Consider the following 13,843-nt stretch of genomic DNA (forward strand, 5'->3'; position numbering starts at 1 on the left):
GGACCGGAGAGGCGGGCGGGTCCGCCGTCAGTCGCCCGAACCGCCGCCGTTGTCCACCTCGAAGTCGGGGGCGATCTCGTCCTCGGTGCCGGGTCCGCCGTAGCCGCCGGCCGTCTGCTCCTCGAGCGTGCCGGCCTCGTCGGCGCCCTGCTCCTCGGGGTCGCCGGTCGGGGTGTCGCTGGAATTCTCGCTCATGGTGGTGCCTTCCGTGATGCGTCCGCCCCCTGGCTGGGTGCTGATACTCAGCTTACTGATGATCGGGTGGCGGGCAACCGGCGGATGTAATCGCACGCTTTCTTTGGCATGCTGGGGCCATGGCTAACCGAGCGGGCACCGTAGCCCTCCCCAGCGACCTCGTCGACGTGACCAAGCTGCTCGACGCGTACTTCGACGTCGAACCCGATCTCGGGGACCCCGCGCAGCGCGTGGCCTTCGGGACCTCGGGGCACCGCGGCTCCTCCCTGAAGTCCTCCTTCAACGAAGGCCACATCGCGGCGATCACGCAGGCGATCGTGGAGTACCGTGCCGGCCAGGGCATCACCGGTCCGCTGTTCATGGGCAAGGACACCCACGCCCTCTCGGAACCCGCGCAGAACACCGCCCTGGAGGTACTGGCGGCCAACCGTGTGAGCGTCCTCGTCGATGCGCGCGGCGCCTACACCCCCACCCCGGCCGTCTCGCACGCCATCCTCACGTACAACGCGTCACGCACGGAGCGGGCGGACGGCATCGTCATCACGCCGTCGCACAACCCGCCGGGCGACGGCGGCTTCAAGTACAACCCGCCGCACGGCGGCCCGGCCGACTCGGACGCCACGAACTGGATCGCCGACCGCGCCAACGTGCTGCTCGAGGGCGGCCTGCGGGACGTGAAGCGCGTCCCGATCGCCGAGGCCCGCACCGCCGAGGGCATCAGCAGCTACGACTTCCTGCAGCACTACGTCGACGACCTCCCGTCCGTGCTGAACCTCGACGCCATCCGGTCGGCGAACGTGCACATCGGCGCGGACCCGATGGGGGGCGCCTCCGTGGACTACTGGGGCGCGATCGGGGAGCGCCACAACCTGAACCTCACCGTGGTCAACCCGACCGTGGACCCGCAGTGGGCGTTCATGACCCTGGACTGGGACGAGAAGATCCGGATGGACTGCTCGTCTCCGTCGGCCATGGCGTCGCTGATCGGGCGCGCCACGGAATTCGACATCGCCACCGGCAACGACGCCGACGCCGACCGCCACGGCATCGTCACCCCCGACGCCGGCCTGATGAACCCGAACCACTACCTCGCCGTCGCCATCCAGTACCTCTACGCGAACCGCCCGAACTGGCGCGCGGACGCCGTGATCGGCAAGACCCTCGTCTCGTCGTCGATCATCGACCGCGTGGCGGCGGACCTCGGCCGCGTGCTGCAGGAGGTCCCCGTGGGCTTCAAGTGGTTCGTGCCCGGCCTGCTCAGCGGCGAACTCGCCTTCGGGGGCGAGGAATCCGCCGGAGCCTCCTTCCTGCGCCTCGACGGGACCCCGTGGAGCACCGACAAGGACGGCATCCTCCTGGCGCTGCTGGCCTCGGAGATCACCGCCGTCACGGGCAGGACGCCGTCGCAGCACTACGCAGGGCTGACCGACCGTTTCGGCGCGCCCGTCTACGCGCGCATCGATGCCGCAGCCACCCGCGAGCAGAAGGCGGCGCTGGGGAAGCTCTCGCCGTCGGACGTCACCGCCACGACCCTCGCCGGCGAGGAGATCACCGCCCGCCTGACGGAGGCCCCCGGCAACGGGGCCCCCGTGGGCGGCCTCAAGGTCACCACCGAGAACGCCTGGTTCGCGGCCCGCCCCTCGGGTACCGAGGACGTCTACAAGATCTACGCGGAGTCCTTCCGGGGCGAGGAGCACCTGAAGCAGGTGCAGGCCGAGGCGAAGGCCCTCGTGGACGGCGTCATCAGCTGACCGGCTAGAGGAGCCTGCGCAGCAGCCTCCTCTTCAGCGGCCCGAAGGGCGGGTAGGCGAGGCGCAGCGTGTCCATCCCGGTGGGCTTGGAGATCACGGGCTGCAGGTGGCTGAAGGTCCGGAACGACTGCCGCCCGTGGTAGCTCCCCGTCCCGCTCGCGCCGACGCCGCCGAACGGCAGGCCGGGGACCGCGACCTGGATGTTGCAGACGTTGTGGGCGATGCCGCCCGCCTGGACGCGCTCCGTGAACACGCGCAGGTGCTCGTCGCGGTCGCTGAACAGGTAGGCGGCGAGCGGGTGGGGGCGGGCTCCGATGAAGCGGATCGCGTCGTCCAGGTCCTCGACCTCGAGGATGGGCAGCAGCGGCCCGAAGATCTCCTCCTGCATGAGGGCGGACGAGGGGTCGACGTCGCGCAGGATGGTCGGCTCCAGGTACCGCTCCGCGCGCTCGTGCCGTCCGCCCGAGACCACCGTGCCGTCCGCCAGCAGGCCCACGAGGCGGTCGAAGTGGTGCTCGTCGATGATGCGCCCGTAGTCCCTCGACGTCCGGGGGTCGCTGCCGTAGAAGTCCCGGACCGTGTCCGCCAGCGCTGCGGCCAGCTCCGGCGCGGCGACCGGTGTCGTCAGGATGTAGTCGGGGGCCACGCACGTCTGCGCGGCGTTCATGAACTTGCCGAGCGCGATCCGGCGCGCCGCGGCGCGGAGGTCCCCGCCCACGACGACGGCGGGCGACTTCCCGCCCAGCTCCAGCGTCACGGGCGTCAGGTGCTCGGCCGCGGCCCTCATGACGATCTTCCCGACGCGCTCACCGCCGGTGTAGAAGACGTGGTCGAACGGCTGGGCGAGCAACGCCGTGCTGGCATCGACGCCCCCCTCGACGACGGACACCGCCTCCTGGTCGAGGTACCGGGGCACGAGCCTCGCGAGCAGGCGGGACGTGGCGGTGGCGAGCTCGCTGGGTTTCAGGACGGCGGCGTTGCCCGCGGCAAGCGCCCCGACGAGGGGTGCCAGCACGAGCTGCAGCGGGTAGTTCCACGGCCCGATGATCAGTACGACGCCGAGCGGGCGGGCCTGCGTCCAGGCACGTGCCGGGAGCAGTCCTGCGGGCACACCGACCTTCTCGGGCGCCATCCAGCGGTCCAGGTGCTTCAGGGCGAAGTCGATCTCGGCCCGCACGGAGGCGACCTCGGTGAGGAACGCCTCCGTGCGGTTCTTGGCGAGGTCCTCCCCGAGCGCTGTCGTGAGATCGTCAGACCGCTCGGAGAGCAGCCGGCGCAGGGCGCGCAGTTGTCCGTGGCGCCAGGTGGCGGGGCGGGTGACGCCCGTGTCGAAGTATCGTCGCCGGTCCGCCAGCAGTGCGGCGGCGTCCGTCGGTCGGAGGTGCGCGGAGGTGCTCATCGAGCGCCCTTCTGGTCGTGGGTGCCGCCCGGGCGGCCGGTGAATCGGTCCATGGAGCTGTACACCCCGAAGACCCGCCCGGCGACGACGTCCCAGGCGGGTTGGGGGAGGAGGTTCCGGAGCGTCCCCGCGAGCTGCACGGTCCAGGGCAGCTGGACACGGGCCCGGCCGGCGAGCATGCCGCGCCAGGCCTTGTCCACCACGTACCCCGGCTCCATGAGCGGCGTGAGGAGGGGACCGCGGGCGCCCTCGAACATGCCGGTCCTGGTGTAGCTCGGGATGAGGGTCGTCACGGCGATGGGGTGCCCGGCCGCCACGAGTTCGAGGCGGAGCGAGTCGCTCCAGCCGATCACGGCCCACTTCGACGCCGCGTACACGCTCATCCTGGGCACGGCCAGGGTCCCGGACGCGGACGCGACGTTGAGGATCCTGGCCGGGGTACCGCGCTCCATCATCGCGGGGAGGAAGGCACGCGTGACGTGCATCGGGCCGCCGGCGTTGATGCGCAGGGTGAGGTCGATGTCGGCGTCGTGGTCGTGCTCCCAGAAGTACTTGCCGCGGACGATCCCGGCGTTGTTCACCAGCACGTCCGGCACACCGACCTCGGCGAGGACCGCGCTCGCCGCCGCCCGGACGGACTCCACCGACGCGATGTCCACCACGTAGCTGTGCAGCGTGGTCGCCTGCGCCGTGAGGGCCGCGACCACCTCCTCGAGGGCCGCGCCGTCCACGTCCCACAGCACGACGGCGGCCGCTCCTTCCCGGACGGCGCGTTCGGCGTACAGCCTGCCCATGCCCCTCCCCGCGCCGGTCACCAGTACGGTGCGTCCTCGGACCGTGAGTACCATCCCCTACCCTTCCCCTCGAGAACTAGCAACGTAACATCCCGGTCACGTGCTGCCGATAGGATTCCGGGAAACCCCTCGCCCCTTCCGGAAGGCATGTCCATGAGCTCACGAGGTATCGGCTGGACCCTTCACGGGGACGGCAAGAACGTCCTTCCCGGGCGGTTCGTCGCACCCGAGGAACGCCTCAGCTGGCCGAGGACCATCGGCATCGGCGCCCAGCACGTCGTCGCGATGTTCGGCGCGACCTTCCTCGTCCCGCTCATCACCGGGTTCCCGCCCTCCACGACCCTGCTGTTCTCCGGCATCGGGACCATCCTGTTCCTCGTGATCACGGCGGGGAAGGTGCCGAGCTACCTCGGCTCGAGCTTCGCGTTCATCGCGCCCATCGCGGCGGCTCAGTCGCAGCACGGCGCGGCCGGCGCCCTCGGCGGCATCATCATGGCCGGTGCAGCCCTCGCGCTCATCGGCCTGATCGTGCACACCGCCGGCGCCCGGTGGATCCAGGTCGCCATGCCGCCGATCGTCACGGGCTCCATCGTCGCCCTGATCGGCCTGAACCTGGCCCCGACCGCGAAGGCGAGCTTCGAGCAGGCGCCCCTCACCGCCTTCGTCACCGTCGTCGCGATCCTGCTCGTCACGGTGCTGTTCAAGGGCATCCTCGGGCGGCTCTCCATCCTCGTCGGCGTCCTCGCCGGCTACGCCGTCGCGATGATCCGCGGTGAGGTCGACTTCGCCGCGATCGGCAACGCCGCCTGGATCGGCCTCCCGGACTTCTCGGCCCCCGAATTCCACCTGTCCGTCGTCGGCCTCTTCGTGCCCGTGGTGCTCGTGCTCGTCGCGGAGAACATCGGCCACGTGAAGTCGGTGGCAGCGATGACCGATCGGGACCTCGATCCCCTGACCGGGCGCGCACTGATGGCGGACGGGCTCGCCACCATGATCGCCGGTGCGGGAGGCGGCTCCGGCACCACCACGTACGCCGAGAACATCGGCGTCATGGCCGCCTCCCGCGTCTACTCGACGGCCGCGTACTGGGTCGCGGGGATCGTCGCGATCCTGCTGAGCCTCTTCCCGAAGTTCGGTGCGCTCATCGCCACCGTGCCCGCCGGGGTCCTCGGCGGAGCGGGCGTGGTCCTGTACGGCATGATCGGGATCCTCGGCGTCCGTATCTGGGTGCAGAACCAGGTGAACTTCTCGAACCCCATCAACCTCTCGACCGCGGGCGTGGCGCTGGTCATCGGGATCGCCGACTTCACCTGGGTCATCGGCGACCTCACCTTCGCGGGGATCGCCCTCGGAACGGCGGCGGCGCTCGTGATCTTCCACGGCATGACGGCGATCGCCAGGGCGCGGGGCAGCGAACACGTGGCCGGCCCGGAGGACCTCGAGTCGAGCGACCACGGGAGCAGGCCCTCCAAGCTGGGCTGATGCGGTGTCACAATGAACGCATGCGTCACTCCGTCACCCCGTCCAGTGGCCGATGAACCCCCTCGAGGTGTGGGCGTCCCCCGGATGGAGGCACGAGGCGGACCAGTGGATCGACGCCGCACTGGAGGCCCTCGGCGTCCGGCGGCTCGGCCCGTCCGACCAGCCGGGCCTCCGCTTCTGGTCCACGCAGCTGACCGTTCCCACCGACCACGGGACGCTGTGGTTCAAGGAGAACAACCTGGGGCAGCTGGCGGAGGCCTCCATCATGTCCCTGCTCGGGGAGCTGGCGCCGGACCACGTGGCGGCGCCCCTGGCGATCGAGCCGTCCCGCGGATGGATGCTCACCGCGGACCATGGCGCCACCCTGGACAGCCTGGACCCGGGCGACCCCGCCGTCTGGTCCCGCATCGCGGGTGACTTCGCCGACCTCCAGCAGCTCGTCGCCCCGCACGGCGAACGGCTCACCCGGGCCGGGCTGGTCCTCATGAACCCCGAGGTGGCCGCCAACTTCGTCGAGAACCAGCTGCTGCTCCACACAGGCCTGCCGGCCGAGCACCCGCTGTACCTGTCCGCGGAGGAGGCGGACGGCGTCGTGCGCGGCCTCCCCGCCATCCGCGGCGCCGTGGACACGCTGCGCGGCATCCCGGTGCCCCTCTCGCTCGACCACAACGACCTGCAGGCCCGGAACTGCTTCCTCCCCGGGGCGGGCACCGATCCGCTGCGGTTCTTCGACTTCGCCGACTCCTACTGGGCGCACCCGTTCAGCGCCCTGCTCGTCCCCGTCACGGAGATGTGCCGGCAGTGGGACACGACGCCGGACGACCCGCGGATCCAGGCCGTGATCGGCACCTACCTCCGGCGCTGGACGGGCTTCGCCCCCCTCCCGGACCTGCGTGCCGCGGTCGAGCCGGCGCTGAAGCTCGCCCGGGTGCACAGGTACGGAGCCTGGCTGCGCCTGCTGGTGTACGCCGACGACGCGTCCATGCGCTCCTACGCGCCTGCCGCCCTGCACCACCTGAGGACACTGGCCCAGCCGGTCCTGCAGGCATAGGAACCGCGGCAGGCGGGCTCAGGGTCCTTCCGGGCGGCCCGGCGGCCACGCCGAACGGTCCTGCAGGCAGGACGCGAGGACGTCGGCTGCATCCGACACGAGGCCGTCGACGCCGAGATCGAGCAGCCGGTCCATGTCCTCCCGCGCGTTGACGGTCCACACATGGACCTGGAGGCCCGCGGCATGGCACGAGGCGACGAAGCGGCGTGTCACCACGCGTACGCCGCGGTACGTCTCGGGGACCTGGAGGGCCTGGACGGCGGCCAGCCGGGCGACCGGTGCTGCCAGCCCGAGCGGCGCGGCCAGCCTCAGGAGGGCGTTGACCGCCATGCCGGCCGAGGACGCCGTCGGCGCGTCGAGGAGGCTCAGCACCCTGCGACGACGGCGGTCCGAGAACGACGCCACGAGCACGCGGTCATGGGCGCCGAGCCGGTTGATCAGCTCCGCGAAGGGCTCCACGCAGTCGTCGCTCTTGATGTCGATGTTCAGGCGGACGTCGGGCCAGCGCAGCAGGACCTCCTCGAGCGGGGGGATGCCACCGCCACCGCCGACGGGCAGGACGGCCAGCTCCTCCGCCGTCCGTGCGGCGATCGGCCCCTCGGCGCCGGTGACGCGGCCCAGGATCCCGTCATGGAAGACCATCACCACGCCGTCACGGGACGCGCGCACGTCGATCTCGAGGTACCGGAAGCCGAGCCCGACGGCCCGGGCGAAGGCGGCCATCGTGTTCTCCCCGCCGCCGGGGGCGAACCCCCGGTGTGCGAGCGCGAGGGGAAGGGCGCGGTCGCCCGGTCCGGGACGGTTGTCGAGGTAGCGGTAGGGGCCCGGGTCAGGCCGTGCGGAGCGCCGCAAGCCGTTCCTCCAGCACCTGCGCCACGCCGTCCTCCTCGAACGGCGGTGCCACGAGGTTCGCGGCGGCGAGCGCGTCCGGGTGTCCCGACGCCATGGCATAGCCCTGGCCGGCCCAGTCGAGCATCTGGACGTCGTTGGGCATGTCCCCGAAGGCGACGACATCGGCGGCGTCGATCCCGCGTTCGGCCGCGTACCGGGCGAGCGTGACGGACTTGTCGATGTCGGGGACGGCCATCTCGAGCAGCGCGATCGTCGGCGCGGAGTGCGTCGTGGAGACGAGGTGCGCGACGGCGGGCCGCACGGCCGCGAGGAACTCGTCGGGCGAGACGGTCCTCTCGCGCGCCAGGAACTTCACGACGTGCTCTCCCGGCAGGGACTCCTCGAAGGGCTGCGCCGAGATGCCCCCGAGGAGTTCGGAGGTCGCCGCCTCGGCGAACCCGGACTCGATCTTGAACCCGGTCACCGTCTCCGCGGCGAAGGTGGCCCCGGGGAAGAGATCGCGGATGATGTCGCGCGCCGCGTAGACGTCCTCCGGCTCCAGCAGCCTCGCGTCGAGGACGCGCTCCGCCTCGAGGTCGTACGTGAGCGCGCCGTTGGAACAGATGACCGTCCCCGTGTGGCCCAGCTGGTCCCGCAGGGGCTGCAGCCAGCGCGGGGGGCGGCCGGTGACGAACACGACGTCGACCCCCGCCTCCGTACACGCGCGGAACGCACGGATGGTGCGCTCGCTCATCCTGCCGTCGTGCCCCACGACGGTCCCATCCATGTCGCTCGCCACCAGGCGCATCGCTGACTCCTTCAGGTTCCGGAACTCCACCCTACCGGCGGCCCCGCTCACGCCGGACGCCCGGTTCCTCCCGGCGGTCACAGGTGCCTACTGCTCGAACGTGCCGATCAGGCGGGCCCTGCCGATGGTGCTCGAGAAGAGGTTGAAGCCGAGGTAGGCGGGCGAGGCCTCGGGCTGGATCTCGAGGGATTCGACGTCCAGGGCGTGCACCACCACGTGGTAGTGGTGGGGGCCGTGACCTGCCGGCGGCGCTGCACCCACGAAACCGGCGAAGCCGCCGTCGTTGCGCAGCTGCACGGCACCGTCGGGCAGGAGGCCGGAGCCGTCGGTCCCCGCACCTGCGGGCAGGGACGTGGTGGTCACGGGCAGGTTGGCGACGGACCAGTGCCAGAACCCGCTCGCGGTGGGGGCGTCCGGGTCGTAGACGGTGACGGCGAAGCTCTTCGTGCCGTCGGGGAAGCCGCTCCAGCTGAGCTGCGGCGACTCGTCCCTGCCGCCCGCTCCCATCACCCCGGATGCCTGCGCCGGGTCGAGGGGCTCGTTGTGGACGACCGTCTCGCTGGTCAGCTCGAACGCGGGTACCTGCGGGAGGTCCGCATAGGGGTCGCGGGTCATGGGTGTGCTCCTCGTGTCGTGGTGCGGGGTCAGGCCTGGCGCGCCATCTCGTCACGCGAGGGCGGGTTGGCGCCCGCGCGGGAGACGGTGATGGCTGCCGCCCGGGCCGCGTACTGCAGCATCCCGGTCAGCTGTCCGAGGGTGATTCGGCGCAGGTCGTCCCGCCGATGGGCGCCGTCGAGCTCGAGGTCCACGATGGCTCCCACCAGGGCGGCCATGAAGGAGTCCCCGGCGCCCACGGTGTCCACCACGCTGGTGGGTGGTGCGGGGACGGCGGCCTCACCGGCCCGGCTCACGCCCCAGGGCCCGCTCGATCCGCGGGTCACGACGACGACGGCGGCGCCGGCGTCCAGCCAGGCGCGTGCGGAGTCCTCGGGGCTTCGGTCGGGATAGAGCCACTCGAGGTCCTCGTCGGAGGCCTTCACGACGTCGGCGAGCGCGACGAACCTCTCGGCCTGCCGCCGGGCGAACACGGCATCGCGGATGATGCTGGGCCGGCAGTTCGGGTCGTAGGTGACGGTGACGAGGGGGTGGGCCGCCGTCACGAGGGCCAGGACGTCGTCGGCCCCGGGGGCGAGCATCGTGGCGATGGACCCGGTGTGCAGCAGGGTGGTGCCGTCGAGGAGCGCGTCCTTCCGTCCCGCGAGGCCCGGCAGCTCCCAGACGAGCCGGAAGTCGTAGGACGCTCCTCCCGCGGGGTCGAGGCGCGCCGTCGCGATGCTCGTGGGCGACGCGTCGGGTTCCACGGGGAACGGCACCGAATTGTCGCGGAGGTGTTCGCGGATCATCCGGCCGTACTCGTCGTCGCCGTAGCGGCCCACGAACTGGGCGGGGTGTCCGAGGCGCGCAAGTCCCACGGCCACGTTCATCGGGCTGCCGCCCACGTGCGCGCGCATGGGGGCGGTGTCGCTGACGACTTCGTCGATGAGGGTTTCCCCGATCACGGTGAGCACCCGTTCAACGTACCAGCCCCGACGCCTCCCGTATCCGGGGGTCCCGCCCCGCCTACTCCGTCTCCGTGCGCAGCCCGGACGGGCGCGCGGGCATGGGGCGGCCGCGGAACCGGCGCACGCTGTAGACGATCAGCGCGAGGGCGATGATGGAGGAGACGATGAGGCTGATGCCCGTGCCCGCTCCCCCGAACAGCCACCACCTGTCCTCGAGGAACCACCAGGACGGCACCGCCGGCTGGAGGATCCAGACCACGCCGAGGGTCATGATCAGCAGGGCGCTCGCACAGCTCGCGGCGATCCTCGGGATGGTCTTCACCCCGAGCGCGGCCGCGTGGTAGGCGTTCGACTTCAGGGGTTTCAGGTAGCGGCGCGCCCAGTGGTACTGCTGCGACAGGACCGCGAGGCCGGCGGCGAGCATCAGGAGTCCCGGTCCGGGCAGCACGAGCGCGGCGACACCGAGTACCACGAGGGTCCAGCCGACCACCTCGATCCCGGTGCGGCGGACCCACCCGGAGACCCGCCCTCTCGCTGCCATGCGAACAGGATGACACAGGAAGCTGGGGACCCACGACGCTCAGCAGGCTGCGGATCGCTCGCGGGGGCTGTCTGCGACGCCGGGGAACAAACGCCGCGATGCATGCGTTTGCATCGACATGCCGGTGCCCACCCGCCCGGTTCCCCGAAGGAGGACAGCGTGACCGTACAAACCGAAGGTCTCCACCATGTCACCGCGATCGCCGGTGACCCCCAGAAGAACATCGACTTCTACATCAAGGGACTGGGGCTGCGGCTCGTCAAGAAGACCGTCAACTTCGACGATCCCGGCACCTACCACCTGTACTACGGCGACGAGTCCGGGCGCCCCGGCTCGCTCCTGACCTTCTTCCCGTGGCAGGGCATCCGGAGCGGACGCATCGGCAGCGGACAGTCGACCACCACGGCCTTCTCCGTGCCCCAGGGCACCCTCGGCTGGTGGCAGGAGCACTTCAGGGACCTCGGCGTCGGGTCGACCGTCTCCCGCGCATCGTCCGAGGAGGAGCGGCTCTCGCTCCGGGACCCCGACGGCCTGCAGATCGACCTCGTGGCCTCCTCCGTCTCCGACCCGCGCAACCCCTGGGATTCCGCCTCCGTGCCCGCCGAGTACGCGGTGCGCGGCCAGCACTCCTCCGTGCTGACGGTCCAGGACCCCGCCCGCACCCTCGAGACGCTCACGCGTGACCTCGGCATGAAGGTCCTCGGCGAACGGGACGGCCGCTACCGCCTGAGCACGCACGACGGCGAACCCGGCACGGTCGTCGACGTCGTCACCGATCCCCGCGGCGAGCGCGGCCTGGTGGCCGGCGGCACGGTGCACCACATCGCGTTCCGTGTCCCCGACCAGCAGACGCAGGAGCTCTGGCGCCAGGAGCTCGCCGAGCGCGGCTACGCGGTCACCGCCATCCTCGACCGCCAGTACTTCACCTCGATCTACTTCCGCGAGCCGGGAGGCACGCTCCTCGAGATCGCGACGGACACGCCGGGGTTCGACATCGACGAGCCCCTGCTGGAGCTCGGCCGCTCCCTGAAGCTGCCGCCGTGGCTCGAGCCGAACCGCGAGGCCATCGCGCACTCCGTCGCGAAGATCGAGCTGCCCGCCGAGAACAACCCGGCCGTCCAGGCCTTCAAGTAGGGGCGGACATGACACCACCTTCCGAGTGGCCGCACCTGTTCGCCGCAGGAGCGGCAGGCACACCCGTGCTGCTGCTCCTGCACGGCACGGGCGGTACCGAACACGACCTCCTGCCGCTCGTGGAGCGCCTCGCTCCCGGCGCGGGCCACCTCGCCCCGCGCGGACCCGTGCAGGAGCACGGCCTGAACCGCTGGTTCCGTCGCTTCGGCGAGGGCGTGTTCGACGTCGACGACGTGGTCCGCCGGGCGGGCGAACTCGCGGCGTTCGTCGGCTGGGCGCGGGAGCACTACGGCATCGGCGACCGACCGCTCGTCGCCGTCGGCTTCTCCAACGGCGCGAACATCGCGCTCGCCACGGCACTCCTGCACCCCGACGCCGTGAAGGACGCCGTCGCGTTCTCCGGCATGTTCCCGCTGGAGGGACGCGCCATCGACGCGGACCTCTCGGGATCGTCCGTCGCCCTGTTCAACGGGGAATCCGACGCCATGGCCCCGATCGACAGCGTGGTCCGCGTCGGTTCGATCCTCGAGAGCCGCGGCGCCGAAGTAGACAGGCACGTCCGCGAGGGCGGCCACGGAATCCATCCCACCGAGGTGGACGGCGCAGCCGCCTGGATCGCCTCGCACACCCGGAAGGTACTCGATGACTGAAGCACGGAACGACCTCGCCGCGAAGGCCACCACTCTCGCCCAGCTGCACTCCGCCCCGGAGATCCTGCAGGTCGTCAACGTCTGGGACGTCATCAGCGCGAGGACGATCGCGGACGTCCCCGGCACGAAGGCCCTCGCCACGGCGAGCCACTCGATCGCGGCGTCGCTCGGCTACGAGGACGGCGAGAACATCCCCCTCGAGGAGATGATCACCGCCGTCGGGCGGATCGCCGCCGCGACGGACCTGCCCGTCTCGGCGGACCTGGAGTCCGGGTACGGCGACCCCGGGGACACCGTCCGCCGCGCGATCGGCGTCGGGATCGTCGGCGCCAACATCGAGGACCAGATGCGGCCGCTGGCCGACGCCGTGGCCCAGATGGAGGCCGTCCTCAGGGCCGGCGCTGCGGAGGGCATCGACTTCGTGCTGAACGCCCGCACGGATGCGTTCGTGAAGGCCGGCGACCGCGACCCGGCGGACGTCCTGGCCGATGCCGTCGAGCGCGGCAGGGCCTACCTGGCCGTCGGCGCCACGGGCGTCTTCGTCCCCGGCCTGCTCGACGAGCACGCCGTGACCGCACTCGTCGAGGCCTTCGGCCCGCGGCGCCTGAGCGTCATCAACGTACCGGGCAGCCTCGCGCCGTCCCGCCTGCAGGAGCTCGGCGTGGCCCGCATCTCCTACGGGCCGTGGACGCAGCGCGTGGCGCTCACCGCCCTGGCGGCCTCGGCGCGGGAACTCCTCGCCGGCGGCGCCCTCCCGGAGGGCACGCTCCCGCTCAACTAGGAGCGCCCGCCGACCCCGGCCCCTCGGGCAGGCCGGGGTCGGCTGCGTCCGCTGCGGCGTCGAGCAGTGCGACGATCCGCTCCCAGGCCTCCGACCCGGGCGTGATGACGGCGAAGTGGTCCCCCGGGACCAGGACCAGTTCGGCCACGGCGCCCGCGGAGGCCGCCGCCTCGACGTAGTCCTCGGACTGGCTGAGCGGGACGGTGGTGTCCTTCGTGCCGTGGACCGCGTACACGGGGACGTCGAGGGGTATCGCGGTCATCGGATCGGCGAGCCGGTACCGTTCGGGGTCCTCGGGGGCGCCCAGCAGGTTCTCGACGGCGTCGCCGCTCAGTCCCAGCTCCCGGGCCCCGGCGAGATCGAGCACACCGGCCTGGCTGACGACGGCGGTCAGCGGCACCGCAGGGGTCCCGGCCCCCGGCGCACCGGGCGGCAGCCCGGACCTGCCCGCCGCCCAGACCGCGAGGTGTCCGCCCGCCGAATGGCCGAGTGCCGTCGTCGACGCCAGGTCGAGCCCGTGCTCCGCCGCAGCGGGTGCGAGGGCGTCGATGCCGGCGGCGACGTCGTCGAACGTGGCCGGCCAGCCGCCCCCGTTGCCCGCCCGCCGGTACTCGAGGTTCCAGCACGCGTACCCGCGCCCCGTGAGGTCCTGCGCGAGGGGTTCCCCCAGTTCGGCGCCGTAGGTGGAACGCCAGTAGCCGCCGTGGATGATGACGACGACGCCGCGGACGGCCACGTCCGCAGCAGGCAGGTGGAGGTCGGCGAACTGGCTCGGATCGTCGCCGTAGCCGTACCGTCGGGGCGCCACCGCGCGCGTCTCGCCGCGGGACCCTCCCGGTCCCGTGCCCCCGACGCCGCAGGCGG

General features: G+C 71.8%; 15 protein-coding genes. 6 read left to right on the forward strand and 9 right to left on the reverse strand.

The genetic code is table 11. The features are described from left to right. Positions 1–27: 27 nt before the first annotated feature. A complete protein-coding gene (locus tag CXQ97_RS19875; RefSeq protein ID WP_181035061.1) occupies positions 28–195 on the reverse strand; it encodes a hypothetical protein in 168 nt (55 codons plus the stop codon). A 119-nt stretch (positions 196–314) separates the two neighbouring features. Here CXQ97_RS19875 and pgm point away from each other — a divergent pair, with 119 nt between their 5' ends. Beyond that, the gene (pgm, locus tag CXQ97_RS12225; protein WP_104181144.1) at positions 315–1,946 is read left to right on the forward strand and encodes a phosphoglucomutase (alpha-D-glucose-1,6-bisphosphate-dependent); all 1,632 of its coding nucleotides are present in this window, start codon (positions 315–317) and stop codon (positions 1,944–1,946) included. Between the two features lie 4 nt (positions 1,947–1,950). Here the strand turns inward: pgm and CXQ97_RS12230 are convergent, their stop codons facing one another. Both CXQ97_RS12230 and CXQ97_RS12235 read right to left on the reverse strand, forming a co-directional pair. Further along, the gene (locus tag CXQ97_RS12230; protein WP_104181145.1) at positions 1,951–3,345 is read right to left on the reverse strand and encodes an aldehyde dehydrogenase family protein; all 1,395 of its coding nucleotides are present in this window, start codon (positions 3,343–3,345) and stop codon (positions 1,951–1,953) included. Beyond that, positions 3,342–4,193, reverse strand: coding sequence for an SDR family NAD(P)-dependent oxidoreductase (locus CXQ97_RS12235; protein WP_104181146.1), 852 nt, complete (start codon positions 4,191–4,193; stop codon positions 3,342–3,344). Before CXQ97_RS12235 ends, CXQ97_RS12230 begins: the two co-directional genes overlap by 4 nt. A gap of 99 nt (positions 4,194–4,292) precedes the next feature. Between CXQ97_RS12235 and CXQ97_RS12240 the strand changes: the two genes are divergently transcribed. After that, a complete protein-coding gene (locus CXQ97_RS12240; RefSeq protein ID WP_104181235.1) occupies positions 4,293–5,621 on the forward strand; it encodes a uracil-xanthine permease family protein in 1,329 nt (442 codons plus the stop codon). A gap of 52 nt (positions 5,622–5,673) precedes the next feature. After that, complete coding sequence (locus CXQ97_RS12245) at positions 5,674–6,672, forward strand: hypothetical protein (protein ID WP_104181147.1); 999 nt, start codon at positions 5,674–5,676, stop codon at positions 6,670–6,672. Between the two features lie 18 nt (positions 6,673–6,690). Here CXQ97_RS12245 and CXQ97_RS12250 read toward each other — a convergent pair whose 3' ends face one another. The 5 genes from CXQ97_RS12250 to CXQ97_RS12270 form a co-directional block, all read right to left on the reverse strand. Then, positions 6,691–7,524, reverse strand: a complete 834-nt coding sequence (locus CXQ97_RS12250; RefSeq protein ID WP_181035069.1) for a glycerophosphodiester phosphodiesterase family protein — start codon at positions 7,522–7,524, stop codon at positions 6,691–6,693. Next, complete coding sequence (locus CXQ97_RS12255) at positions 7,502–8,311, reverse strand: HAD family hydrolase (RefSeq protein ID WP_104181236.1); 810 nt, start codon at positions 8,309–8,311, stop codon at positions 7,502–7,504. Before CXQ97_RS12255 ends, CXQ97_RS12250 begins: the two co-directional genes overlap by 23 nt. An 87-nt stretch (positions 8,312–8,398) precedes the next feature. Beyond that, positions 8,399–8,926, reverse strand: coding sequence for a YbhB/YbcL family Raf kinase inhibitor-like protein (locus tag CXQ97_RS12260; RefSeq protein ID WP_104181149.1), 528 nt, complete (start codon positions 8,924–8,926; stop codon positions 8,399–8,401). Positions 8,927–8,955: 29 nt separating this feature from the next. Continuing rightward, a complete protein-coding gene (locus CXQ97_RS12265; RefSeq protein WP_104181150.1) occupies positions 8,956–9,879 on the reverse strand; it encodes a carbohydrate kinase in 924 nt (307 codons plus the stop codon). A 52-nt stretch (positions 9,880–9,931) separates the two neighbouring features. Then, complete coding sequence (locus tag CXQ97_RS12270) at positions 9,932–10,414, reverse strand: PGPGW domain-containing protein (protein WP_104181151.1); 483 nt, start codon at positions 10,412–10,414, stop codon at positions 9,932–9,934. Between the two features lie 159 nt (positions 10,415–10,573). Between CXQ97_RS12270 and CXQ97_RS12275 the strand changes: the two genes are divergently transcribed. From CXQ97_RS12275 to CXQ97_RS12285, 3 genes are read left to right on the forward strand one after another with little or no spacing between them, the layout of a single operon-like run. Further along, positions 10,574–11,548, forward strand: a complete 975-nt coding sequence (locus CXQ97_RS12275) for a ring-cleaving dioxygenase (RefSeq protein WP_104181152.1) — start codon at positions 10,574–10,576, stop codon at positions 11,546–11,548. A gap of 8 nt (positions 11,549–11,556) precedes the next feature. Beyond that, entirely contained in the window at positions 11,557–12,198 is a 642-nt protein-coding gene (locus CXQ97_RS12280) for an alpha/beta hydrolase (protein ID WP_104181153.1), read from the forward strand. Then, entirely contained in the window at positions 12,191–12,979 is a 789-nt protein-coding gene (locus CXQ97_RS12285) for an isocitrate lyase/phosphoenolpyruvate mutase family protein (RefSeq protein ID WP_104181154.1), read from the forward strand. Before CXQ97_RS12280 ends, CXQ97_RS12285 begins: the two co-directional genes overlap by 8 nt. On the opposite strand, the gene CXQ97_RS12290 is transcribed toward CXQ97_RS12285, so the two are convergent. After that, positions 12,972–13,787 carry an alpha/beta hydrolase gene (locus tag CXQ97_RS12290; protein WP_104181237.1) on the reverse strand — a complete coding sequence of 272 codons (816 nt, stop codon included), beginning with the start codon at positions 13,785–13,787 and terminating at the stop codon, positions 12,972–12,974. The genes CXQ97_RS12285 and CXQ97_RS12290 overlap by 8 nt on opposite strands. Positions 13,788–13,843: the final 56 nt, after the last annotated feature.

The organism is Arthrobacter sp. B0490, from assembly GCF_002929355.1.
Classification (GTDB): Bacteria; Actinomycetota; Actinomycetes; order Actinomycetales; family Micrococcaceae; genus Arthrobacter_D.

Coding starts and splice junctions, on each gene's coding strand:
- CXQ97_RS19875 (WP_181035061.1), bottom strand. CDS start 195: ATGAGCGAGAATTCCAGCGACACCCCGACCGGCGACCCCGAGGAGCAG.
- CXQ97_RS12285 (WP_104181154.1), top strand. CDS start 12,191: ATGACTGAAGCACGGAACGACCTCGCCGCGAAGGCCACCACTCTCGCC.
- CXQ97_RS12260 (WP_104181149.1), bottom strand. CDS start 8,926: ATGACCCGCGACCCCTATGCGGACCTCCCGCAGGTACCCGCGTTCGAG.
- CXQ97_RS12280 (WP_104181153.1), top strand. CDS start 11,557: ATGACACCACCTTCCGAGTGGCCGCACCTGTTCGCCGCAGGAGCGGCA.
- pgm (WP_104181144.1), top strand. CDS start 315: ATGGCTAACCGAGCGGGCACCGTAGCCCTCCCCAGCGACCTCGTCGAC.
- CXQ97_RS12255 (WP_104181236.1), bottom strand. CDS start 8,311: ATGCGCCTGGTGGCGAGCGACATGGATGGGACCGTCGTGGGGCACGAC.
- CXQ97_RS12235 (WP_104181146.1), bottom strand. CDS start 4,193: ATGGTACTCACGGTCCGAGGACGCACCGTACTGGTGACCGGCGCGGGG.
- CXQ97_RS12245 (WP_104181147.1), top strand. CDS start 5,674: ATGAACCCCCTCGAGGTGTGGGCGTCCCCCGGATGGAGGCACGAGGCG.
- CXQ97_RS12230 (WP_104181145.1), bottom strand. CDS start 3,345: ATGAGCACCTCCGCGCACCTCCGACCGACGGACGCCGCCGCACTGCTG.
- CXQ97_RS12270 (WP_104181151.1), bottom strand. CDS start 10,414: ATGGCAGCGAGAGGGCGGGTCTCCGGGTGGGTCCGCCGCACCGGGATC.
- CXQ97_RS12240 (WP_104181235.1), top strand. CDS start 4,293: ATGAGCTCACGAGGTATCGGCTGGACCCTTCACGGGGACGGCAAGAAC.